Origin of the sequence: Pseudomonas guariconensis (assembly GCF_024127895.1) — a bacterium.
Taxonomy (GTDB): Bacteria; Pseudomonadota; Gammaproteobacteria; order Pseudomonadales; family Pseudomonadaceae; genus Aquipseudomonas; species Aquipseudomonas guariconensis_B.
The window spans coordinates 82,235-104,625 of record NZ_JAMYBK010000006.1 but is presented as its reverse complement, the minus strand read 5'-3'; the positions used below and the strand labels follow the sequence as shown (position 1 = coordinate 104,625).

The window sequence follows — 22,391 nt, the reverse complement described above, 5'->3', positions numbered from 1 at the left end:
ATAGCACTCGTCGCCTGGGTTATGCTTTGCCCTGACTTGTGCAATGGAAGACCTTGTGACTGCACCGACCCCATTCGACAAACGCTGGCTCACCGAAGCGGTGCGCCTGCGCGAGGAGCACGCCGGCCCCCTCGAGGACCAGGAGGCCAACCGCCGCGCCCGACAGCAGGGCGGCGAACTGGCGGCGCGTATCGAAACCCGCGCCCTGTGGCTGGCCGAACGCGACGGCATGACCGCCGCCCTGCACCACTGGAAGCAGGGCGCGCGCCTGGCGCTGCTGGCCCTGCTGGTGCTGGCCGTGCTCAGCGGCGCCGGCCTGGGCCTCGCCGCCCTGGGCGACGGCCAGCGCTCGGTGAACGTGTTCTGGGCCCTGGGCAGCCTGCTCGGGCTGAACCTGCTGATGCTGCTGGGCTGGGCAATCGGCTTCGCCTTGAGCGGCGAACACGGCGCCAGCCTCGGACGCCTGTGGCTATGGCTGAGCGAACGCTTCGCCCGCGACGCCAAGGCTGCGCACCTGGCCCCGGCATTGCTGGTGATGCTGCAGCGCCAGCGCCTGAACCGCTGGCTGCTCGGCCTGCTGGTGCATGGCCTGTGGTCGCTGGCGATGGCCGCGGCGCTGGGCATGCTCCTGGCGCTGCTGGCCGCCCGCCGCTATGGCTTCGTCTGGGAGACCACCCTGCTCGCTGCCGAACCCTTCATCACCCTGACCCAGGCCCTCGGCGCCCTGCCCTCGCTGCTCGGTTTCGCCGTGCCTGACGAAGCCATGATCCGCGCCAGCGGCGATACCCTTCCCGCACTCGACCTGGCGCGCCAGGCCTGGGCCAGCTGGCTGCTCGGCGTGGTGCTGGTCTACGGCCTGCTGCCGCGCCTGTTGCTGGCGGCCATGTGCCTGTGGCGCTGGCGCCAGGGCCGAGCGCGCCTGGCCCTGGACCTGAGCCTGCCCGGCTACAGCCAACTGCGCGACGCCCTGATGCCCAGCAGCGAACGGCTTGGCGTGCAAGATGCCGCCCCGGCTACCCTGCCGCATTTCGAATCCGGCCAGGTGGATGCACAGCACGGCGGGGCGTTGCTGGTGGGCCTGGAGCTGGACGACCAGCGCCCCTGGCCTCCGGCCCTGCCGAAGGCGGTGATGGATGCCGGTGTACTGGACAGCCGCGAGTCGCGCCACAAGCTGCTGGAGCAATTGAGCCGCTTCCCCCCGGCGCGCCTGGCCATCGCCTGCGACCCCCGCCGTTCGCCGGACCGCGGCAGCCTGGCGCTGCTCGCCGAACTGGCGCGCAACGCCGGTGCCACCCGCATCTGGCTGCTCCAGGCATTGCCGGGCCAGGCGCTGGATGCCGCCCGCCTGGGCGACTGGCACGACGCCCTGGACCGCCTCGGCCTGCCGCACGCCGACACCTCGCCGCTGACCTGGCTGGAGCATGGCCATGACTGAGCCGCTGAAACTGGCCGTGGTCGGCCACACCAACGTCGGCAAGACCTCCCTGCTACGCACCCTGACCCGCGATGTCGGCTTCGGCGAGGTCTCTCATCGCCCCAGCACCACCCGCCACGTGGAAGGGGCACGCCTGTCGGTGGACGGCGAGCCCTTGCTGGAACTGTACGATACGCCGGGCCTGGAGGATGCCATCGCCCTGCTCGACTACCTGGAACGTCTGGAACGCCCCGGCGAACGCCTGGATGGCCCGGCCCGGCTGGAGCGCTTTCTCCAGGGCAGCGAGGCGCGCCAGCGTTTCGAGCAGGAGGCCAAGGTGCTGCGCCAGTTGCTGTCCAGCGATGCCGGGCTCTATGTGATCGACGCCCGCGAACCGGTGCTGGCCAAGTACCGTGACGAACTGGAAGTGCTGGCCGGCTGCGGCAAGCCGTTGCTGCCGGTGCTCAACTTCGTCGCCAGCAGCCAGCACCGCGAGCCGCAATGGCGCGAGGCCCTGGCCCGCCTGGGCCTGCATGCACTGGTGCGGTTCGACAGCGTGGCCCCGCCGGAAGATGGCGAGCGGCGCTTGTACGAAAGCCTCGCCCTGCTGCTCGAAGACGCCCGCCCTGCCCTGCAGCGGCTGATCGACGACCAGCAGGCCCAGCGCCAGGCCCGCCAGCAAAGCGGCAAGCGCCTGATCGCCGAGCTGCTGCTCGACTGCGCCGCCTGCCGACGCAGCGTCGAGGCCGAGCCAGCCGCCGAAGCCAAGGCCATCGAAGCCTTGCGCCAGGAGGTGCGCCAGCGCGAGCAACGTTGCGTCGAGGCGCTGCTCAAGCTGTACGCCTTCCGCCACGACGACGCCAACGCTGGCGACCTGCCGCTGCTGGACGGGCGCTGGGGCGACGACCTGTTCAACCCCGAGACACTGAAACTGCTTGGCGTGCGCCTGGGTAGCGGGGTCGCGGCCGGTGCCGCTGCCGGGGCGGGGGTCGATCTGCTGGTGGGCGGGCTGACCCTCGGCGCTGCGGCGCTGGCAGGCGCCATCGCCGGTGGTGCGCTACAAACCGCGCGCAACTATGGCGCCAGGTTGATGGGCAAGCTGAAGGGCCAGCGCGAGCTGACCGTGGACGACGCGGTACTGCGTTTGCTGGCGTTGCGCCAACAGCAGTTGATGGCAGCATTGGATAATCGCGGGCATGCCGCACAGGACAGGGTGCGCCTGGGCGAGCTGGATGAGAAGACCTGGCGCGAAGGCAAGCTGCCCGAGGCGCTGAAACGGGCGCGGGCGCATCCGCAATGGTCGTCGCTCAATGCCGGGGCGCGGATCAACCAGGCAGAACGTCAGGAGCAGCTCGAAGCCTTGGTGGCAGAACTCTAAACAAGCCCCCAGGCCAGTCAGCCAAGCGGTATTGGGGCTGCTTTGCAGCCCCAGATGACAACTGAAGACACTTACTGCTGGGCAACCTTCTCCGACTTGCCGTCATAGCGTTTGCGCCACTCGGCCAGGATCTGGTCACGGTTCTGCGAGGCCCAGTTGAAGTCGTTCTTGATCAGGCGCTGCTCGTAGTCCGCCGGCAATTCGGTCTGCGGCTTGGCGATACCCGGCGCGGCGAGCACGGCGAAGTTTTCCTTGTACAACTCCATGGCAGCGGGGCTCGCGGAGAAGTCGGCCAGGCGCCTGGCGGCCTCGGCCTTGGGCGTGCCCTTGATCACCGCGGTCGCCTCGATCTCCCAGCCCAGGCCCTCCTTGGGCAGGACGATGTCCAGCGGTGCGCCCTGGCGCTTGAGCTGCACGGCCGGGTATTCGAAGGAGATGCCGATCGGGAACTCACCCGCAGCCGCCAGCTTGCACGGTTTGGAACCGGAGTGGACGTACTGGCCGATGTTCTGGTGCAAAGCGTCCATGTAGGCCCAGCCCTGGGGCTCGCCGAAGGTCTGCAACCAGGCGCTGACATCCAGGAAGCCAGTACCGGACGAGGCCGGGTTGGGCATGACGATCTTGCCCTTGTATTCAGGCTTGGTCAGGTCCTGCCAGCTCACCGGCTTGCTCAGGCCCTGCTTCTCGGCCTCGATGGTGTTGAAGCAGATGGTCGCGGCCCACACGTCCATGCCGACCCAAGCCGGCGGATTGGCCGCATCACGGTAGTGTTCGCCGATCTTCGCCAGGTCCTTCGGCGCATAGGCTTCGAGCATGCCGTTCTGGTCGAGGATGGCCAGGCTGGAGGCGGCCAGGCCCCACACCGCGTCGGCCTGCGGGCGATCCTTCTCGGCCAGCAGCTTGGCGGTGATGATGCCGGTGGAGTCGCGCACCCACTTGATCTCGATGTCCGGGTTGGCCTTCTCGAAGGCCTGCTTGTAGCTCTTGAGCTGCTCGGCTTCCAGGGCGGTATAGACGGTCAGTTGGGTCTCGGCGGCCGAAGCCTGCAGGCTGAACACGGCGGATACGGCAGCGGCAAGTACCAGGGGCTTGAACATGGTGCGGTTCCTTACAGGGTTGGCAGTCAGTCAGTGGTCGGCGGCGCGCTGGCGCCAGGCCTGGGAGCGGCGCAACAGGCCGCGGGAAGCACCGGCCAGCAGCAGCGAGGCGGCCGCGCTGGTCAACAGGATCAGGGTCGACATGGCGGCGGCGCCGCCCACGTTGCCGGCGTCGTCCATGTTCAGCACGGCGACGGCGGCGAGGATGGTGTCGGGGCTGTACAGGAAGATCGCCGCCGATACCGTGGTCATCGCCGAGACGAACAGGTAGCGGACGATGTCCAGCAGCGCCGGCAGGCAGATCGGCACGGTGACCCGCAGGAAGTGCCGGTACAGCGGCGCCTTGAGCGACAGCGCGGCAGCCTCGAACTCGCCGTCGAGCTGGCGCAGGGCGGTGGTCGCGGTCATCTGCGCGGTGGTCAGGTAGTGGGCGATGGTGCATACCACCAGCAAGGTCATGCCACCGTAGAACACGTGCAACGGGTTGCCGCTGAGGTTGAAGAAGAACACGTAGCCCAGGCCCAGGACCAACCCCGGTACCGCCATGGGGATGAAGCTCAGCAGGCGCAAGGCCTGGTTGAGCAAGCGCTGGCCCTGGGTCTTCTCCATCAGGTAGGCGCAGGTGAAGATCACGATGCTGCCGACCAGCGCCGTGCCCAGGGCCATGGTCACGCTGTTGCGGTAGGCCAGCCAGCCGCCGCCGGCGGTGTCCTCGAACATGTAGTGCTTGAGCGACAGCGACAGGTTGTAGGGCCAGAACTTGACCAGCGAGGAGTACACCGCCATACCGACGACCAGCAGCAGCACTGCGCAGACCAGCAGCACGATGGCCAGGAAGCAGGCATCGCGGCGACGCGACGGCTTGGGCTGGAACACCTGGGCGCGGCCGCTCATGGCCTCGCCCTGACGGCGGCGCAGCCAGGCGTCGACGGCGAAGCTCAGCAGTGCCGGCACCAACAGGACCATGCCGATCAGCGCGCCACGGCCGAACTGCTGCTGGCCGACTACAGCCTTGTAAGCTTCCAGCGCCAGAACCTGGTAGTCGCCCCCCACCACGACCGGCACGCCGAAGTCGGTGATGGTCAAGGTGAACACCAGACAGAAGGCAGCGAACACCGCCTGGCGCGTGGCCGGCCAGGTGATGCTGCGAAACGCCCGCCAGGGGCCGGCGCCCATGCTCGACGCGGCATCGAACAGACGGGCATCGGCCAGCGACAGTGCCGAGAGCAGGATCATCAGGGCATGCGGGAAGGTGTAGATGGCCTCGCCGAGGACGATGCCCCAGAAGCCATAGATGTTGTCGCTGAGCAAACCGCGCAACAGGCCCTGGTTGCCGAACAGGTACACCAGGGCGATCGCCGGCAGCATCGACGGCGCCAGCAGCGGCAGCAGGGAAATGCCCCGCCACAGGCCCTTGGCTGGGATCAGGGTACGCTGCAAGGCATAGGCGAACAGGTAGGCCAGCGGCACGACGATGGCCGCGACGCTGAAGGCCACGCTCAGGCTGTTGCCTAGCAACCAGTGGAAATTCGCGCTGGCGAACAGCTCGCGGGCAGCCAGCAGGCCGCCACCCTGGCCGGCGTCGCCACTGAAACCGCGCCAGAAGATCGCCAGCAAGGGCATCAGCACGGCGAGGATGAGCAAAACCAGCAGCAGGCTCTTGCCGCCGACGACGAAGAGACGGTCCCCCAGGGCGACACCACTGCGTGGCACGGCCCTGGCCTGGGCGATCGATACGGACATTGGCGCGGCCATCTCAGGCAAAGACCTGCAGGCTGCGCGGCGGCAGGGCCACCCAGATATCCTGGGAACCCAGGCGCGGCATGGCTTCCGGCGCCAGCTCGGCGAGCAGGGCATGACCCGGCAGGGCCTTGAGCTCGAAGCTCATGCGGCAACGGTTACCGAGGAAGGTGATCTCGCGGACCATGGCCGGGAACAGGTTTTCCTCATGCACCGGCGGGTTGACCGTGATCGCCTCCGGACGGCAGAACAGCCGGCCACTGCTGGCGCGCACCGCCCCGGACGCCAGGCGCATGCTCATGCCACCGACCTGGGCATGGCTGTCACTGCTGCGCTGGAACGGCAACCAGTTGCCCTGGCCGACGAACTCGGCAACGAATGGCGTGGCCGGCTGGTCGTAGATTTCCTGGGGCGTGGCGTACTGCTCGACCTGGCCGTTGTTCATCACGGCGATGCGGTCGGCCATGAGCATGGCTTCGTCCTGGTTGTGGGTGACCATCAGGGTGGTGATGCCCAACTGCCGCTGCAGTTGGCGCAGCTCGGTGCACAGGTGCTCACGGACCCGCGCATCGAGGGCCGACATCGGCTCGTCGAGCAGCAGCAGCGACGGCGATGGCGCCAGGGCGCGGGCCAGGGCCACACGCTGTTGCTGGCCGCCGGAGAGCTGGCCGGGGTATTTCTTTTCGCTGCCCGACAGGCCGACCAGCTCGAGCATCTCGGCCACGCGCTGGCGGGCCTCGTCGCGGCTGCTGCCGGTCAGGCCGTAGGCGATGTTGGCCTCGACGGTGAGGTTGGGGAACAGCGCGTAGGACTGGAACAGGATGCCATAATCGCGGGCCTGGGGCGGCAGGTCGGAGATGTTGCGCTCGCCGATGTACAGCTCGCCACGGTCCTGGCGCTCCAGGCCGGCGATGCAGCGCAGCAGGGTGGTCTTGCCGCAGCCCGAGGGGCCGAGCAGGCAGACCAGCTCGCCGGCGGCGATGTCCAGGGAAACATCGTTCAGCGCCGTGAAGGCACCGAAACGCTTGTGGATACCGCGCACTTTCATTTGTGCGCCCGGGGTTGCGATGGCGTTGTTCATGACAGGGCCTCATCGAAGAGATGGAGGCCATGCTAGGGAGGCAATACGAAGGTTATGTGGCTGAGAGGCAAAAGCTGCCGATAGTGATATTCATGGATTTTGGATTGGCCCTGCCGGCGATGGGCTGCAAGGCAGCGCCAGCCGCTTGGACAGACGCCACCGATAGAACGATCAGAACTGCGACCCCGCCACCTCCTGCGCCACCCCCAGGAATGCCGCCGGCAATCGCGCCTGGCGCCGCTCTTTCAGGCAATACAGGTACTCGTGCATCACCGGCGCATCCTCCAGCTCCAGCACCCGCAGCTCCGAGTTATGCGGCGCCTCGTGGCGGGCAATGATGCTGATGCCGATATTGCGCAGCACCGCCTCGCGGATCGACTCGCGGCTACCGATCTCCAGCAGCGCGCCCATCTGCACCTTGGCTTGCGAAAGCATCCGCTCGGTCAGCTTGCGTGTGGTCGAGCCCTGCTCGCGCATCAACAGGCAATGCCCGGCCAGGGCGTCGATGGCAACCACCTGGCGATGGGCCAGGGGATGGTTGCGGTGCACCGCCACCACCAGTGGGTCGCTGCCCAGCACCCGACGCACCAGCCGGGTGTCTTCCACCAGTTGCGACGAGGCGGCGATGTCGACCCGGTAGTCCTCGAGCATTTCCAGCACTTGCTGGGAGTTGCCGATCTCCACCGCCACCTCGACCTGGGGCAGGCGCTCGCGAAAGATCTTCACCAGGTCGAGGACGTAGTACGGCGCAGTGGCGGCGATGCGCAAGCTGCCCTGGGCCTGGCCGCTGTTGCGCAACTCGAACTCGATATCGGCCTCCTGCTGCAGCAGCGCCTTGACCATCGGCAGCAGGCGCGCGCCTTCGTCGCTCAGCACCAACCGCCGCCCGCCACGGTAGAACAGCTCCACCGCATACTGGTTCTCCAGGTTGCGGATCTGCGTGGTCACCGTGGGCTGGCTGAGCCCGAGCTTCTTCGCCGCCAGGGTGATACTGCCCAGCCGGGCCACCATATAGAAAGCCTTGAGTTCGGCGCTCAGCATGGTTTGGGGCCGCAGCGGCAAGCTTCAAGCGGCAAGCTGCAAGTAAAAGCAGGGCCGTGCACATTCATCCAACTCACTGTCACCTCGGTCAACTTGAAGCTGCAGCCGCTACTTGCGCAACAGGCGCAAGCCGTTGAACACCACCAGCAAGCTCACGCCCATGTCGGCGAACACCGCCATCCACATGGTGGCCATGCCGGCAAAGGTGATCGCCAGGAAAATCGCCTTGATGCCCAGGGCCAGGACGATGTTCTGGGTGAGTATCGCCGCGCTTTGGCGCGACAGCCTGACGAACGCCGGGATTTTCCGCAAGTCGTCGTCCATCAAGGCCACGTCGGCGGTCTCGATGGCCGTGTCGGTACCGGCGGCGGCCATGGCGAAACCGATCTCGGCGCGGGCCAGGGCCGGTGCGTCGTTGATACCGTCGCCCACCATGCCGACCCGGTGTCCCTCGGCGTACAGGTCCTCGATGGCCGTGAGCTTGTCTGCCGGCAGCAGGTTGCCTTCAGCGCGGTCGATGCCGACTTGGCCGGCGATGGCCTGGGCCGTGTGCGGATTGTCGCCGGTCAGCATGACAGTCCTGATACCCAGCTCATGCAGCTCGGCGATGGCCTGGCGGCTGCTGTCCTTGACCGTGTCGGCCACGGCGAACAGCGCCAGAGGCCCCGTGCGGCCAATCAGCAGGACCACGCTCTTGCCCTGGCGCTCCAACTGGTCCAGCTCGGCTTCCAACTGCGGCGAGCACAGGCCCAGTTCCTCGACCAGGCGGTGGTTGCCCAGGTGATACAGCTCACCGTCCACCTCACCGCGCACGCCGCGCCCGGCGAGGGCGGCGAACTCACCGACGTCGTCGAAGGCCAGGCCTTGCGCCCTCGCATACTGGGCAATGGCCCCCGACACCGGATGGTCGGAACGGGCGGCGAGGCTAGCGGCCAGCGCCTGGGCGCGGCCTTCGAACAGCGGATCGAGCACGTTGCTGTCAGTCTGCACCGGCTTGCCGTGGGTGAGGGTGCCGGTCTTGTCCAGGGCCAGGAAGTCCAGCTTGCGCCCACCCTCCAGGTACACCCCGCCCTTGATGAGGATGCCTTTGCGCGCCGCGGCAGCCAGGCCGCTGACGATGGTCACCGGGGTGGAGATCACCAATGCACAGGGGCAGGCCACCACCAGCAGCACCAGGGCGCGGTAGATCCAGTCGAACCAGGCACCGGCCATGAACAACGGCGGGACGATCGCCACGGCCAGGGCGACGGCGAACACTGCCGGGGTGTAGATGCGCGAGAAGCGGTCGACGAAGCGCTGGGTCGGCGCCCGGGCGCCCTGGGCCTGTTCCACCGCCTTGATGATCCGCGCCAAGGTCGATTGCCCGGCAGCGGCAGTGACACGGTACTCCAGGGCACCGGCCTGGTTGATGGTGCCGGCGAACAGCTTGTCGCCGGGGGCCTTCTCCACCGGCAGGCTTTCACCAGTGATCGGCGCCTGGTCGACACTGGACTGCCCCATGACCACCTCGCCGTCCAGGCCGATGCGCTCGCCTGGGCGCACCCGCACCAGGGCGCCGATGGGCACCGCGCGCACCTCGACCTCACGCCACTGGCCATCGGCCTGCCGCACCGTGGCCATGTCCGGGCTGAGCTGCATCAGCCCGCTGATGGCATTGCGCGCCCGGTCCAGGGAGCGGGCCTCGATCAGTTCGGCGACGGTGAACAGCACCATCACCATGGCCGCCTCCGGCCATTGGCCGATCAGCACCGCACCCGTCACGGCAATGCTCATCAGCGCATTGATGTTGAGGTTGCGGTTCTTCAGGGCGATCCAGCCCTTCTTGTAGGTACCCAGGCCGCAGCCAAGGATCGCCGCCAGCGCCAATGCAGCCACGACCCACTCAGGTGCCAATGCGCCGAAATGCACGACCTCGGCCATGATCGCCGCCAGGCCGGACAGGGCCAGCGGCCACCACCGGGTCTTGCTGGCGTGGGGAGCGGTGCTGGTGCCATCGTCCTCGTCGGCCAAGGGCTCGGCATGCATGCCCAGGCTGTCGATGGCACGCTCGATCGCAGCGGTACCGTCCAGGGTATGGCGCACGCCAAGCACCCGGTTGATCAGGTTGAATTCCAGTTGCTCGATACCGGCCAGCTTGCCCAGCGTGTCCTGGATCAGGCCCTGCTCGGTGGGGCAGTCCATGGCCTCGATGCGAAAGCGGCTGAGCCGCGCGCTGTCGCTGGCCGATTCGCTCAGTTGCACCAGGGCAGGCGCTGGCGCAGCGGCGCAGCAGCTGTGCGCAGGATGGTCATGGCAATGGCCTTCCTGGCCGTGGTCATGCTTATGTTCGTGGCTGACAGGCTGGTTCATGGTTTCAATCCTTAGGTGAGCCTGTTGCCAAGTGAACACCCTGTAGCCACTATAGGGTCAAGCCCACCCGTGGAGATTGCCAATGAAGATCGGAGAACTGGCCAAGGCCACCGACTGCCCCGTCGAGACCATCCGTTACTACGAGCGCGAGCAACTGCTGCCGGCACCGGCTCGCACCGAAGGGAACTACCGGCTCTACACCCAGGCCCACGTGGAGCGCCTGACGTTCATCCGCAATTGCCGCACCCTGGACATGACCCTGGACGAAATCCGCAGCCTGCTGAGCCTGCGCGACAGCCCCGAAGGCGCGTGCGGCAGCGTCAATGCGCTGATCGACGAGCATATCGAGCATGTGCAGGCACGGATCGATGGCTTGATGGCGCTGCAGGCGCAACTGGTGGAATTGCGTCAACGCTGCAATGCGCAGGGGTCGGAGTGCGCGATCCTGCAGCGGCTGGAGACGAACGGCGCGGTGACCGTACCGGAGGCGGAGCATTCGCACGTGGGGCGCAGTCACGGGCATTGAGCCCTGGCCTGCGAATGTAGGCGCGGGGCACGCCGATCAGTCGAGACTTTCTGCCGCCAGTGGGCTGCCTTGCAGCCCCAATGCGATCCGTCAGACCGCCATCGGCGCCGTCATCGGCGCATGGTGCTCATACCCCTCGAGGCTGAAATCGCTTGGCTCGATCTTCTCCAGCCACTCAGGTTCGTACTTGCCCGTCTCGGCGAACGCCGGCACGCGATCGCTGATCACCAGCTTCGGCGCCGCCAGCGGCTCGCGCTTGAGCTGCTCGTTGAGCATCTCCAGGTGGTTCTCGTACACATGGGCATCGCCGATGAAGTAGGTGAACCAGCGCGGCGTGTAGCCGGTCAGGCGGCCGAACAGCGACAGCAATGCCGCACCCTCGGTGAGGTTGAACGGCGTGCCCAGGCCCAGGTCGTTGGAACGGATGTAGAGGGTCAGGGAAATCTCCTTCGTCTCGACATTCGGGTGGAACTGGTACAGCAGGTGGCACGGCGGCAGGGCCATCTCGTCGAGCTGGGCGCAGTTCCAGCCATGGAACAGGATGCGCCGGCTGCCCGGGTCGTTGGCGATGGTGTCCAGGCACTGGCGCACCTGGTCGATGGCCTTGTACAGGATGACGAACGCCTGGCCGTCTTCCTCGTCCTGGGCGATCTTGCGAAAGCCCTGCCCCTCGGCCATCGCGATGGCCGCCGGATTGCTCAGCGGAATGCGCTTGTAGCCCGGCCACTGGCGCCATTGCACGCCGTAGATCTCACCCAGGTCGTCATGCCCCTGGCGGAACGGGTTGGCCAGCCACTGGGCATTCTCGTTGGCATTCTGGTCCCAGACCTTGCAGCCCAGCTCACGGAACTGCCCGGCGTTCTTCACGCCGCGCAAGAAACCGACCATCTCGCCGATCGCCGACTTGAACGCCAGCTTGCGCGTGGTGATGGCCGGAAAGCCCTTCTGCAGGTCGAAGCGCAGCATGGCGCCCGGCAGGCTGATGGTGCGGATGCCGGTGCGGTTCTCCTGCAGGGTGCCGTTCTCGATGACGTCACGGACCAGATCTAGATACTGTTTCATGGCTTACCTGTAGCAAGGACGGCAGGGGGATCGCCCCTGCCGCATGGATTCAAGCGGCGGCCTTGGCCGTGGGTGTACGGTGATAGGCCCACCAGATCAGGCCGATGCCACCAAGGATCATCGGCACGCAGAGCAACTGGCCCATGGTCAGCCAGCCGAAGGCGATGTAGCCGAGCTGGGCATCCGGTACCCGGACGAACTCGACGATGAAGCGGAAGATGCCGTAGAACAGGGCGAACATGCCCGACACCGCCATGGTGGGACGCGGCTTGCGCGAGAACGCCCAGAGAATCAGGAATAGTGCCACACCTTCCAGGGCGAACTGGTACAGCTGCGACGGGTGGCGCGGCAATTGGGCGGGGTCGCTGAACGGCGGGAAGATCATCGCCCAGGGCACGTCGGTCGGCTTGCCCCACAGCTCGGCGTTGATGAAGTTGCCGATGCGCCCGGCCCCCAGGCCGATCGGCACCAGCGGGGCGACGAAGTCCATCAGCTCGAAGAACGACTTGTTGTGGCGCTTGCCGAACCACAGCGCCGCCAACATCACGCCGATGAAGCCACCGTGGAATGACATGCCGCCCTTCCACACTTCGAGGATCAGCGTCGGGTTGGCCAGGTAGGCGTGCAAGTCGTAGAACAGCACGTAGCCCAGGCGCCCGCCGACGATCACCCCCATCGACAACCAGAACACCAGGTCGGAGAGCTTCTCGCGGTTCCAGGTGGGGTCGAAGCGCTTCAGCCGGCGCGAGGCGAGCAGCCAGGCACCGCCGATGCCGATCAGGTACATCAAGCCGTACCAGTGGATTTTCAGCGGCCCGATGGCGATGGCCACGGGGTCGATCTGCGGGTAAGGCAGCATGTAGGGTCCTCTCGGTTCGAATCAGGAAGCTAGATCAAGAAGCTCAGGCCAACGCAGAACAGCAGCGCGGCGAACAGGCGCTTGAGCAGCCGCGGCGACAGCCTGTGCGCCAGGCGCGCGCCGAAGCGGGCGAAGAACATGCTGGTCACGGCGATGCCGACCAGCGCCGGCAGGTAGACGTAGCCCAGGCTGTGGGCCGGCAGGTGCGCCTCGTGCCAGCCGAGCCACATGAAGCCCAGGGCACTGGCCAGGGCGATCGGCAGGCCGCAGGCCGAGGACGTGGCCACCGCCTGCTGCATCGGCAGGCTGCGCCAGGTCAGGAACGGCACGGTCAGCGAGCCGCCACCGATGCCGAAGATCGCCGAGGCCCAGCCGATCACCCCACCGGCGGCGGCCAGCATCGGCTTGCCGGGGATACCGCGGCTGGCCTTGGGCTTGAGGTCGAGGGCCATCTGCGCGGCGATGACCAAGGCGAACACGCCGATGATCTTCTGCAGCATGGGGCCCTGGATCAACGAGGCGGTCTTGGCACCGATGCCGGCACCGATGAGGATGCCCAGGGTCATCCAGGCGAAGATCGGCCAGCGCACCGCGCCCTTGCGCTGGTGCTCCAGCACGGCGTTGATCGAGGTGAAGACGATGGTCGCCAGCGAGGTACCGACCGCCAGGTGGGTCAGCACGGCGGGGTCGAAGCCCTGCAAGGTGAAGCTGAACACCAGCACCGGCACGATGATGATGCCGCCACCCACGCCGAACAGCCCGGCCAGCACGCCGGCGCATGCGCCCAACAGCAGATAGAGTACGAACTCCATTCGTCGCCCCCCAGGAAAACAATCCGGCATGGTAACGGAAGCCGACCCCAGGGCTCTAGTGAAGTCTGTGTCAGATGATGGATAGAGGCAGGCGCAATGGGTAGAGTGGCGGAAAACAACGAGGCCATGCCATGTGCCTGATCGTATTCGCCTGGCGGCCAGGGCATGCCCTGCCGCTGATCGTCGCGGCCAACCGTGACGAGTTCTATGCCCGGCCGACCCAGGCCCTGGCCGCCTGGGAGGACGCCCCGGGCGTACATGCCGGACGCGATCTGGAGGCCGGCGGGACCTGGCTCGGCGTCGGGCCCGGCGGGCGCTTCGCCGCCCTGACCAACATTCGTGACCCCAGTTCGCCCCCGGGGCCTCGTTCACGGGGCGAGCTGGTGGCGGGCTACCTGCGCGGCGACTCGGGCATGGAGGCGTATCTCGATCAGGTGGCCAGCCGCAGCACCCAGTATTCCGGCTTCAACCTGCTGGTGGGCGATGGCGAACGCCTGGGTTACCTGCATGCCCGCGAGGCCGCGCCGCGCTTGTTGGGCCCTGGGGTGTACGGGCTGTCCAATGCCGGGCTGGATACGCCGTGGCCCAAGCTGCTCAAGGCACGCAGCGGGCTGGAGGGCTTGCTCGGGTCGCCCGAGCCGCAGCGGCTGCTGGCATTGCTGGCCGATGCTGAGCCTGCAGCGGAGACGGAATTGCCGGAAACCGGGGTGGGCCTGGCCACGGAGAAGCTGTTGTCGAGCGTGTTCATCGCCAGCCAGAACTATGGGACGCGGGCCAGTACCGTGTTGATCGTCGATGACCAGGGGAAAAGACGGATCATCGAACGCAGCTTCGGGCCCTTTGGCGGGCACCTCGGGGAAGTGGAGCTACTGGTCTGAGCCGGTGCCGGTCAGTTAGCTTTTCTGCTGCCATTCGGGGCCGCTTCGCGCCCCATCGCCGGCAAGCCGACTCCCACAAGGTCGAGTCGATCACGAATGATGCGGTTTGCACGTCCCTGTGGGAGCCGGCTTGCCGGCGATGGCTGCAAAGCAGCCCCAGCATACAGAGCCCCAACGATGCCTACAGCGTCTTGTTGGCCCCAGGCCCGATCATTCGCGCCAGCCCCAGGTTCTTCAGCGCCAGTTGCAATGAACTGTGGATGACCTGCGGGTTGTCATGGGCCAAGGCTTCGGTCAGCAGCTCCTTGGCCTTGCTCATGTTGATCTGGCGCAGCATCCACTTGACCTTGGGCAGGTTGGTGGCGTTCATCGACAGGCTGTCGAACCCCATCGCCATCAACAACACGGCCGCCGCCGGGTCGCCGGCCATCTCGCCACAGATGCTCACCGGCTTGCCTTCGCCGTGGGCCTCGCGGACCACCGTCAACAGGGCCTGCAGCACCGCCGGATGAAGGTAGTCGTACAGGTCGGCGACCCGTGGGTTGTTGCGGTCGACGGCCAGCAGGTACTGGGTCAGGTCGTTGGAACCGACCGAGAGGAAGTCCACCTGCCGCGCCAGTTCCCGGGTCTGGTAGACCGCGGCGGGGATCTCGACCATCACCCCGACCGGCGGCATCGGCACGTCGGTGCCCTCGTCGCGCACCTCGCCCCAGGCACGGTGGATCAGGTGCAGGGCTTCTTCCAGTTCGTGGATGCCGGAAATCATCGGCAGCAGGATGCGCAGGTTGTTCAGCCCCTCGCTGGCCTTGAGCATGGCGCGGGTCTGGACCAGGAATATCTCCGGGTGATCGAGGGTGACGCGGATACCACGCCAGCCCAGGAACGGGTTCTCTTCCTTGATCGGGAAGTACGAAAGCGCCTTGTCGCCGCCGATGTCGAGGGTGCGCATGGTCACCGGCAACGGGTGGAACGCCGCCAGTTGCTCGCGGTAGATCGCCAACTGCTCCTTTTCGCTGGGGAAGCGCTGGTTGATCATGAACGGCACTTCGGTGCGGTACAAGCCGACGCCCTCGGCGCCACGCTGCTGGGCGCGGGCCACGTCAGCGAGCAGGCCGGTGTTGACCCACAGCGGCATGCGATGGCCATCCGGGGTGACGCACGGCAACTCGCGCAGGGCGTCCAGGCCCTGGGCCAGCTGGCGCTCCTCCTCGACCACGTCGCTGTACTGCTTGCGCAATACCTCGCCCGGGTTGGTGAACACCTCGCCCTTGTAGCCGTCGACGATCATCTCGATGCCGTCGACCTTCGAATACGGCAGGTCGACCACGCCCATGACCGTGGGGATACCCATGGCCCTGGCCAGGATCGCCACGTGGGAGTTGCCCGAGCCGAGCACCGAGACCAGGCCCACCAGCTTGCCTTCCGGCACCTCGCCGAGCATGGCCGGGGTCAGCTCCTCGCTGACCAGGATGGTATTGTCCGGGTACACCAGCGACAGCGAGCGGGCTTCCTGAAGATAGGCTAGCAGGCGCCGGCCCAGGTCCTTGACGTCCGAGGCGCGCTCGCGCAGGTAGTCGTCGTCCATCAGCTCGAAGCGGTTGACGTGCTCGCCAACCACCTGGCGCAGGGCGCCTTGGGCCCACTGGCCAGTCTTGATGACCTCGATCACCTCGCCACCCAGGGCGGCATCGTCGAGCATCATCAGGTAGACGTCGAACAGCGCCCGTTCTTCCGGGCGCAACTGGGTGGCGAGCTTGGCCGACAGCTTGCGCATGTCGGCACGCACACCCTCGAGGGCGTTGTTGAACAGCTTGAGTTCGGTGTCGATGTCATCGACGGTCTTGTCCGGGACCACCTCCAGGTCGGCCGGCGGCAGCATGACCAGGGCCCGTCCGACGGCCGCGCCCGGCGAGCCCGGCACGCCGACGAAGCGCGCCTCCTGGATGCCCTTGCCCTGGCGACCGAGGCCACGGATCGAGCCTGTGGCCTCGGCATGGGCGATGACGCCGGCGAGCTGGGCGCTCATGGTGACCAGGAAGGCTTCCTCGCCCTCGTCGAACTGGCGGCGCTCCTTTTGCTGGATGACCAGCACCCCGACCACACGGCGGTGGTGGATGATCGGCGCACCCAGGAAGGAGGCGAAGCGCTCCTCGCCGGTCTCGGCGAAGTAGCGGTAACGGGGGTGGGCGGCGGCGTTCTCCAGGTTCAACGGCTCTTCCCGGGTCCCGACCAGGCCGACCAGGCCCTCGTTGGGGGCCATGCTGACCTTGCCGATGGAGCGCTTGTTCAGGCCCTCGGTGGCCATCAGCACGAAACGGTTGGTGTCCGGGTCGAGCAGGTACACCGAGCAGACCTGGCTGCCCATGGCTTCCTTGACGCGCAAGACAATGATCCCCAGCGCCGTCTTGAGATCTTTGGCGGAGTTCACTTCCTGGACGATCTTGCGCAGCGTATTGAGCATGGCTCGGGGTCGGACTCCGTCTTCAGTCGCGCGTCAGCAGGCGCGGGGCTAGCTCTTTCAGGGCGCGCCGGTACACCTCGCGCTTGAAGGTCACCACCTGGCCCAGCGGATACCAATAGCTGACCCAGCGCCAGCCGTCGAACTCCGGTTTGCCGGTCAGGTCCATGCGCACCCGCTGCTCGTTGGTCACCAGGCGCAGCAGGAACCACTTCTGCTTCTGGCCGATGCACAGCGGCTGGCTGTGGGTGCGCACCAGGCGCTGGGGTAAACGATAACGCAACCAGCCACGGGTGCAGGCAAGTATTTCCACATCCTCGCGTTCCAGGCCAACTTCTTCGTTCAGCTCGCGGTACAGGGCGTCTTCCGGCGTCTCGTCAGGGTTGATGCCACCCTGGGGAAATTGCCAGGCATCCTGGTTGATCCGCCGAGCCCATAGCACCTGCCCGGCATCATTCGTGAGAATGATCCCGACATTGGGGCGAAAACCATCCGGGTCGATCACGGCAGCAACCTCGCAAACGCATGTCAACGCATTGTTCCACAAAGCTCACGAGCGCAGCAACGCGCCCGCCGAGCTTATGTGCGGCGAGGTGGAAGGTCGGTGTTGCACGGGCATCCCCGGGATGCCGAACAGGTGGCCGGAATGTGTCTGGGGCATCGGATCATCGAGCATGGCCTTGGGGCGGCCTGGCAGCCCCAAGGATCTAGACCGGCTTGGCGCCCATCAGCCCGGCGATGGAGAGGAAGCACACCCCGCTGAACACCGCCAGCGCCAAGGTGAAGCGCAACCCGGTAGGCTCAGCCTTGCGCAGCCGGTTCAGCCGCACCAACAACCACCAGGCGCTGAAGGCTCCGAGGGTGTAGATGACGCTGGACGCCAACACCCAGGTCTGCCCCAGGGGCCAGCCGATCAGGTGCACCAGCCACCAGCCGGTGAACGGCATGCTCACCAGGCACACCCCCATCACCAACCAGACGAACAACAACGGCCGGCGCAGCAACTTGCCATAGGCCTCGACATCGCCGCGCCGGCGCGCACGCCAGGTCCAGACGGCCAGCCCCAGGCCACCGAGGAGCAGCAGCACGGTGCTGAGAATATGCAGGGTCTTGAGCGTGGTCAGGTATTCCATGTCTTCACGTCCTTGAGCGTTACGCCAAGCTTAGCTACTCAACCCAGGAACAGCGTATAAGCCGGGTTGTCGGTCTCGTCCCAGTATGGATAGCCGATCTTGGCCAGGGCCGCCGGTACCAGGTGGCGTTCGTCGTCCGGCACCTGCAGGCCCGCGACCACACGGCCATCGGCCGCGCCGTGGTTGCGGTAGTGGAACATGGAGATGTTCCAGCGCCCGCCCAGCTTGTTGAGGAAGTTGAACAGCGCACCCGGCCGCTCGGGGAACTCGAAGCGCAGCACGATTTCGTCGCTGACGCTGGCGGAGTGGCCGCCGACCATATGGCGGATGTGCAGCTTGGCCAGTTCGTTGTCGGTCAGGTCGGTGACGGGGAAACCCTGATCGATCAGGTGCTGCACCAGCGCCGCCCGCGGGTCGGTTTCCGGGTGGGTCTGCACGCCGACGAAGATATGCGCCTCCTTGTCGGCGTGGTAGCGGTAGTTGAACTCGGTGATCTGGCGCTTGCCGATGGCCTCGCAGAAGGCCTTGAAGCTGCCCGGGCGCTCGGGGATGGTCACGGCGATGATCGCTTCGCGCTTTTCGCCCAGCTCGGCGCGCTCGGCCACGTGGCGCAGGCGGTCGAAGTTGACGTTGGCCCCCGAGTCGATGGCCACCAGGGTCTGCCCCGTCACGCCGTGGAGCTCGACGTAGCGCTTGATGCCGGCCACGCCCAAGGCGCCGGCAGGTTCGGTGATCGAGCGGGTATCGTCGTAGATATCCTTGATTGCCGCGCAGATCTCGTCGGTACTGACGGTCACCACCTCGTCCACATGGTGCCTGCAGATGTCGAAGGTGTGCTGGCCGATCTGCGCCACCGCCACGCCATCGGCGAACAGCCCCACCTGCGGCAGCACCACGCGCTCGCCGGCAGCCATGGCGGCCTGCAGGCAGTTGGAGTCGTCCGGCTCGACGCCGATGATCTTGATGTCCGGGCGCAGGTACTTCACATAGGCGGCGATACCGGCGATCAGGCCGCCACCGCCGACCGGCACGAAGATCGCGTCCAATCGGCCCGGGTGCTGGCGCAGGATTTCCATGGCCACGGTGCCCTGCCCGGCGATGGTGTGTGGATCGTCATAGGGATGGATGTAGACGTAGCCCTTTTCCTCGACCAGCTTCAGCGAGTAGGCCAGCGCCTCGGGGAAGGAGTCGCCATGCAGCACCACCTTGCCGCCCCGGGAGCGAACGCCCTCGATCTTGATCTCCGGGGTGGTCTTGGGCATCACGATGGTCGCCTTGATACCCAGCTCGCGCGCCGCCAGGGCCACGCCCTGGGCATGGTTGCCAGCCGATGCGGTGACCACGCCGTGGGCCAGTTCCTCCGGGCTCAGTTGCGCCAGCTTGTTGTAGGCCCCGCGGATCTTGAAGGAAAACACCGGCTGCAGGTCCTCGCGCTTGAGCAGGACCTGGTTGCCCAGCCGCTTGCTCAGCTGGCTGGCGCTCTGCAGCGGGGTTTCGACCGCGACGTCGTAGACGCGCGAGGTGAGGATCTTCTTGACGTACTGTTCGAGCATCGGGAAAGCATCACTGGGCCGCGGGACAAGGCCAGGGAGTCTACCCCAGCGCTGCGTCGGGCGACCACAGCAAAGCCGTACGAGCCGTTATACTAGGCGAATTTCCAACCGCCCCCGCCCCTCCCGGAGCCCGCATGACCCAGGACCAACTCAAACAGGCCGTCGCCCAGGCCGCCGTCGACTTCATTCTGCCCAAGCTGGATGAGAAAAGCGTCGTCGGCGTCGGTACCGGTTCGACCGCCAACTTCTTCATCGACGCCCTGGCCAAGCACAAGACCGCCTTCGACGGCGCCGTCGCCAGCTCCGAGGCCACCGCCGAACGCCTGAAGGGCCATGGCATCCCGGTCTACGAGCTGAACAGCGTCAGCGAGCTGGAGTTCTACGTCGATGGCGCCGACGAAAGCGACGCGCACCTGAACCTGATCAAGGGTGGCGGCGCGGCCCTGACCCGCGAGAAGATCGTCGCGGCGGTGGCCAAGACCTTCATCTGCATCGCCGATGCCAGCAAGCTGGTCCCGGTACTGGGCGCCTTCCCGCTGCCGGTCGAGGTGATCCCGATGGCCCGCAGCCATGTGGCGCGCCAACTGGTCAAGCTGGGGGGCGATCCTGTGTACCGCGAAGGCGTGGTGACCGACAACGGCAACGTCATCCTCGATGTGCACAACCTGCAGATCACCGACCCGGTAGGCCTGGAGCGCCAGATCAACGCCATCGTCGGCGTGGTGACCAATGGCCTGTTCGCGGCACGGCCGGCCGACCTGCTGCTGCTGGGCACCGCCGAAGGCGTGAAGACCCTCACGGCCGAGTAAGCCAGTCACTTGAATTAGGGCTGCCTTGCAGCCCATCGCCGGCAAGCAGCCCCACACAGGTTCACCGTTGCCCTCGAGCCAGTAGGGGCTTGCCGGCGAATTGGCCAGCCCAGGCCCCGCCTCAATCGGCCGGCTGGCGGAACACGTAGAACAGGTTCGGTTCACTGACCAGGTAGATGGTCCCGGCATCGTCCATGGCGATCCCCTCCGCCTGCGGCACGCTGCGTTCCAAGCCCTGGAACCCCTTGTTCAGCGACAGGGTGCTCAACGGCTTGCCCTTCACATCCAGTTCCACCACCAGCCGAGACTCGTCCGACAGCGCCAGCAGGTGCCCGCTGCGCTCGTCGAACTGCAGGCTCGACAGGTCCCGCACGAACAGCCGCGAATCACGCTTGCGGTCCTGCACCACGTGCACGGCATAGGGCTGCCCGGCATTGTCGTGGGGAAAACCATGGATCTCGTAGATCATCATCGGGTCGCGCTCCTTGGCCACGAACAGGCGCTTGCCCGCCGAATCGTAGGCCAGGCCCTCGAAGCCCTTGTTGCCGCTGCGACCGATAGCGAGGGTCAGTTGCTCGGCATCCTTGGCGTCGAGAAACAGGGTGTCGTCGTCCAGATGCACTCGGATCAACCGCTGCTGGCGCTCATCGGTGATCACGTAGCTGTTGGGTCCGACATACTCCACCGCCTCCGGGTCGCCAAACCCCGTCAGCGGCACCCGGCGCAGGATGCGCCCGTCCAGCGACAGCTCGATCAGCTCCGCGCGCTGGTTGGTAACGGTGAACAGGGTCTTGCGATCAGGGTCGTAGGTCAGCGCCGAGATATCGTCGTCCAGCCCTTCTATGGGCTGGGCCTGGATCACCGCGCGATAGCGATCCAGACCGATGCTCTGCTCGGCAGGCTGCCACCAGGTCTTGAGATTGAACCAGCCGCGCTCGAACAAGCGAAACTCATGGGCCGCCACGCCCAGCAGAAGCAGGACGGCCAGGGCCAGGAAAACAACCAACCGGGTAAGACGTGATGGACGGCGCATGAAGGCAGACTCGACAAAGGAGGCACGAATCTAACCACGAACAGCTGAAGTAAAGCTTAAATGCCAGCATCGAAAACCGGATGATGGCGTCAGTGCTTCCTGAAACGATAGAAAAGATCGGGTTCGCTCACCATGTACAGGTTGCCGCGGTCGTCCATGGCGACGCCCTCGGCCCGTGGGATAGTTTCCTTAAGGCCGTTGAAGCCACCCAGCACCGTCATGAAGCTGACTTGCTCGCCCTTCTCGTCCAGCTCCAGCAGCATGTTGGAATCGGCCGACAACACCAGCAGGTGGCCCGTGCGCGGATCGACGCTCAAGGCAGAAAGATTGCGCAGGTCGAGCTCGTCATTGGGCAGCACCTGTTTCTCGCCCTTGAGCGCACCACGCTCATCCACACCCCAGGTGAACAGCTTCGGCGGCCGCTCCTCGCCGATCACCAGGCGCCGCTGCTGCGGGTCCCAGGCGACCGCTTCGAACCCTTTGTTGCTCTTCACCGACTCGCCCAGGTCGTAGTGCTGGAAATCGGCGTACTTCAGCGACGTGGTGTGGGCATCCACCGTCACCAGGGTGAGGTCGTGCTCACGCTCGTCGACGATCGCCAGTTGCCCGTCTTGCATGACGGCGACCCCTTCCGGATTGCTCCAGCCGACCAGCGGCATCTTGCGCAGCACATCGCCGTCGAGGCTCAGCTCGACCAGGAAGGGGTTCTTGCCCATGACCGCGAACAGGGTACGGGTATGCGGGTTGAAGGCCAGGTCGGAGGCCTCGTCGTCTTCCATCCCCGGCAGGACCTTGGCGTCGATGTCCGCCACGTAGTCCGGCAGCCACACGCTTTCGCGGCGCTCGAGCGTGCTTTCGAAACGTTCCTGCACCCACAGCAGGCCACGATCGTCCCAGTGCATGGCCACGGACAAGCCATAGCCCACCACCACGGCCAGGAGCAGCCAGAATTGCCAACGCAGGAGAACGCCACGCTTGCGCAGCGGAGGAAGGGAAGCACTGGAAGAAAATGCCATTTAAGGTAGTTCCTGGAGGCTGGCCGAGTTCTCCCTAACACCGGCGAATGGACGTTATCGCGTGCATTATCCGGATCATTTGTGAAAAAAACGGCAAAACACCGCCAGGCGGGCACGGCGCACGATGGCAGCCCTAGGGCTGCCGTCGCCAC

Annotated in this window: 19 protein-coding genes; 5 read left to right on the top strand and 14 right to left on the bottom strand. The window is 66.2% G+C overall.

Going from position 1 to position 22,391, the window contains the following annotated elements:
* Positions 1–43: 43 nt before the first annotated feature.
* Complete coding sequence (locus NJF35_RS09675) at positions 44–1,435, top strand: DUF2868 domain-containing protein (protein WP_225787588.1); 1,392 nt, start codon at positions 44–46, stop codon at positions 1,433–1,435.
* Positions 1,428–2,792, top strand: coding sequence for a GTPase/DUF3482 domain-containing protein (locus tag NJF35_RS09670; protein WP_225787589.1), 1,365 nt, complete (start codon positions 1,428–1,430; stop codon positions 2,790–2,792). The genes NJF35_RS09675 and NJF35_RS09670 overlap by 8 nt, the downstream gene beginning before the upstream one ends.
* A gap of 71 nt (positions 2,793–2,863) precedes the next feature.
* On the opposite strand, the gene NJF35_RS09665 is transcribed toward NJF35_RS09670, so the two are convergent.
* The 5 genes from NJF35_RS09665 to NJF35_RS09645 form a co-directional block, all read right to left on the bottom strand.
* Positions 2,864–3,889 (bottom strand): putative 2-aminoethylphosphonate ABC transporter substrate-binding protein, encoded by a 1,026-nt coding sequence (locus NJF35_RS09665; RefSeq protein WP_225787590.1) that lies wholly within the window; start codon positions 3,887–3,889, stop codon positions 2,864–2,866.
* A 30-nt stretch (positions 3,890–3,919) separates the two neighbouring features.
* Positions 3,920–5,644, bottom strand: coding sequence for a putative 2-aminoethylphosphonate ABC transporter permease subunit (locus tag NJF35_RS09660; protein ID WP_225787591.1), 1,725 nt, complete (start codon positions 5,642–5,644; stop codon positions 3,920–3,922).
* 1 nt (position 5,645) lies between these two features.
* A complete protein-coding gene (locus NJF35_RS09655) occupies positions 5,646–6,710 on the bottom strand; it encodes a putative 2-aminoethylphosphonate ABC transporter ATP-binding protein (RefSeq protein WP_253079846.1) in 1,065 nt (354 codons plus the stop codon).
* A gap of 171 nt (positions 6,711–6,881) precedes the next feature.
* The gene (locus NJF35_RS09650) at positions 6,882–7,751 is read right to left on the bottom strand and encodes a LysR family transcriptional regulator (RefSeq protein WP_253090974.1); all 870 of its coding nucleotides are present in this window, start codon (positions 7,749–7,751) and stop codon (positions 6,882–6,884) included.
* A gap of 108 nt (positions 7,752–7,859) precedes the next feature.
* Complete coding sequence (locus NJF35_RS09645) at positions 7,860–10,100, bottom strand: heavy metal translocating P-type ATPase (protein ID WP_253079845.1); 2,241 nt, start codon at positions 10,098–10,100, stop codon at positions 7,860–7,862.
* Positions 10,101–10,182: 82 nt separating this feature from the next.
* Between NJF35_RS09645 and cadR the strand changes: the two genes are divergently transcribed.
* Positions 10,183–10,626 (top strand): Cd(II)/Pb(II)-responsive transcriptional regulator, encoded by a 444-nt coding sequence (cadR, locus tag NJF35_RS09640; protein WP_225787595.1) that lies wholly within the window; start codon positions 10,183–10,185, stop codon positions 10,624–10,626.
* Between the two features lie 90 nt (positions 10,627–10,716).
* Here cadR and NJF35_RS09635 read toward each other — a convergent pair whose 3' ends face one another.
* From NJF35_RS09635 to NJF35_RS09625, 3 genes are read right to left on the bottom strand one after another with little or no spacing between them, the layout of a single operon-like run.
* Positions 10,717–11,688, bottom strand: a complete 972-nt coding sequence (locus NJF35_RS09635; RefSeq protein ID WP_225787596.1) for a thymidylate synthase — start codon at positions 11,686–11,688, stop codon at positions 10,717–10,719.
* Between the two features lie 49 nt (positions 11,689–11,737).
* On the bottom strand, positions 11,738–12,547 hold the full coding sequence (gene lgt, locus NJF35_RS09630) for a prolipoprotein diacylglyceryl transferase (protein WP_225787597.1): 810 nt from the start codon (positions 12,545–12,547) through the stop codon (positions 11,738–11,740).
* Positions 12,548–12,576: 29 nt separating this feature from the next.
* Positions 12,577–13,359, bottom strand: a complete 783-nt coding sequence (locus NJF35_RS09625; protein WP_225787598.1) for a sulfite exporter TauE/SafE family protein — start codon at positions 13,357–13,359, stop codon at positions 12,577–12,579.
* A gap of 131 nt (positions 13,360–13,490) precedes the next feature.
* Between NJF35_RS09625 and NJF35_RS09620 the strand changes: the two genes are divergently transcribed.
* Positions 13,491–14,237 (top strand): NRDE family protein, encoded by a 747-nt coding sequence (locus NJF35_RS09620; protein WP_225787599.1) that lies wholly within the window; start codon positions 13,491–13,493, stop codon positions 14,235–14,237.
* A 181-nt stretch (positions 14,238–14,418) separates the two neighbouring features.
* Here NJF35_RS09620 and ptsP read toward each other — a convergent pair whose 3' ends face one another.
* From ptsP to ilvA, 4 genes are all read right to left on the bottom strand, one after another.
* Positions 14,419–16,698, bottom strand: a complete 2,280-nt coding sequence (ptsP, locus tag NJF35_RS09615) for a phosphoenolpyruvate--protein phosphotransferase (protein WP_225787600.1) — start codon at positions 16,696–16,698, stop codon at positions 14,419–14,421.
* 22 nt (positions 16,699–16,720) lie between these two features.
* Positions 16,721–17,200: an RNA pyrophosphohydrolase gene (locus tag NJF35_RS09610; protein ID WP_225787601.1), complete on the bottom strand. Its 480-nt coding sequence runs from the start codon at positions 17,198–17,200 to the stop codon at positions 16,721–16,723.
* A 202-nt stretch (positions 17,201–17,402) separates the two neighbouring features.
* The gene (locus NJF35_RS09605) at positions 17,403–17,828 is read right to left on the bottom strand and encodes a DUF2269 domain-containing protein (protein ID WP_253079844.1); all 426 of its coding nucleotides are present in this window, start codon (positions 17,826–17,828) and stop codon (positions 17,403–17,405) included.
* Positions 17,829–17,866: 38 nt separating this feature from the next.
* A complete protein-coding gene (gene ilvA, locus NJF35_RS09600) occupies positions 17,867–19,381 on the bottom strand; it encodes a threonine ammonia-lyase, biosynthetic (protein WP_253090973.1) in 1,515 nt (504 codons plus the stop codon).
* Positions 19,382–19,515: 134 nt separating this feature from the next.
* Here ilvA and rpiA point away from each other — a divergent pair, with 134 nt between their 5' ends.
* Entirely contained in the window at positions 19,516–20,190 is a 675-nt protein-coding gene (rpiA, locus tag NJF35_RS09595) for a ribose-5-phosphate isomerase RpiA (protein ID WP_225787604.1), read from the top strand.
* A gap of 121 nt (positions 20,191–20,311) precedes the next feature.
* Here the strand turns inward: rpiA and NJF35_RS09590 are convergent, their stop codons facing one another.
* Positions 20,312–21,223 carry an SdiA-regulated domain-containing protein gene (locus NJF35_RS09590; RefSeq protein WP_225787605.1) on the bottom strand — a complete coding sequence of 304 codons (912 nt, stop codon included), beginning with the start codon at positions 21,221–21,223 and terminating at the stop codon, positions 20,312–20,314.
* An 89-nt stretch (positions 21,224–21,312) separates the two neighbouring features.
* Positions 21,313–22,239, bottom strand: a complete 927-nt coding sequence (locus tag NJF35_RS09585) for an SdiA-regulated domain-containing protein (RefSeq protein ID WP_253079843.1) — start codon at positions 22,237–22,239, stop codon at positions 21,313–21,315.
* Positions 22,240–22,391: the final 152 nt, after the last annotated feature.

Excerpts from the sequence above, each read along its gene's own strand:
- NJF35_RS09650 (WP_253090974.1), bottom strand. The coding sequence starts at position 7,751 with ATGCTGAGCGCCGAACTCAAGGCTTTCTATATGGTGGCCCGGCTGGGC.
- ptsP (WP_225787600.1), bottom strand. The coding sequence starts at position 16,698 with ATGCTCAATACGCTGCGCAAGATCGTCCAGGAAGTGAACTCCGCCAAA.
- lgt (WP_225787597.1), bottom strand. The coding sequence starts at position 12,547 with ATGCTGCCTTACCCGCAGATCGACCCCGTGGCCATCGCCATCGGGCCG.
- NJF35_RS09665 (WP_225787590.1), bottom strand. The coding sequence starts at position 3,889 with ATGTTCAAGCCCCTGGTACTTGCCGCTGCCGTATCCGCCGTGTTCAGC.
- NJF35_RS09625 (WP_225787598.1), bottom strand. The coding sequence starts at position 13,359 with ATGGAGTTCGTACTCTATCTGCTGTTGGGCGCATGCGCCGGCGTGCTG.
- NJF35_RS09645 (WP_253079845.1), bottom strand. The coding sequence starts at position 10,100 with ATGAACCAGCCTGTCAGCCACGAACATAAGCATGACCACGGCCAGGAA.
- rpiA (WP_225787604.1), top strand. The coding sequence starts at position 19,516 with ATGACCCAGGACCAACTCAAACAGGCCGTCGCCCAGGCCGCCGTCGAC.
- NJF35_RS09635 (WP_225787596.1), bottom strand. The coding sequence starts at position 11,688 with ATGAAACAGTATCTAGATCTGGTCCGTGACGTCATCGAGAACGGCACC.
- ilvA (WP_253090973.1), bottom strand. The coding sequence starts at position 19,381 with ATGCTCGAACAGTACGTCAAGAAGATCCTCACCTCGCGCGTCTACGAC.
- NJF35_RS09670 (WP_225787589.1), top strand. The coding sequence starts at position 1,428 with ATGACTGAGCCGCTGAAACTGGCCGTGGTCGGCCACACCAACGTCGGC.
- NJF35_RS09620 (WP_225787599.1), top strand. The coding sequence starts at position 13,491 with ATGTGCCTGATCGTATTCGCCTGGCGGCCAGGGCATGCCCTGCCGCTG.
- cadR (WP_225787595.1), top strand. The coding sequence starts at position 10,183 with ATGAAGATCGGAGAACTGGCCAAGGCCACCGACTGCCCCGTCGAGACC.
- NJF35_RS09585 (WP_253079843.1), bottom strand. The coding sequence starts at position 22,239 with ATGGCATTTTCTTCCAGTGCTTCCCTTCCTCCGCTGCGCAAGCGTGGC.
- NJF35_RS09675 (WP_225787588.1), top strand. The coding sequence starts at position 44 with ATGGAAGACCTTGTGACTGCACCGACCCCATTCGACAAACGCTGGCTC.
- NJF35_RS09590 (WP_225787605.1), bottom strand. The coding sequence starts at position 21,223 with ATGCGCCGTCCATCACGTCTTACCCGGTTGGTTGTTTTCCTGGCCCTG.
- NJF35_RS09605 (WP_253079844.1), bottom strand. The coding sequence starts at position 17,828 with ATGGAATACCTGACCACGCTCAAGACCCTGCATATTCTCAGCACCGTG.
- NJF35_RS09660 (WP_225787591.1), bottom strand. The coding sequence starts at position 5,644 with ATGGCCGCGCCAATGTCCGTATCGATCGCCCAGGCCAGGGCCGTGCCA.
- NJF35_RS09655 (WP_253079846.1), bottom strand. The coding sequence starts at position 6,710 with ATGAACAACGCCATCGCAACCCCGGGCGCACAAATGAAAGTGCGCGGT.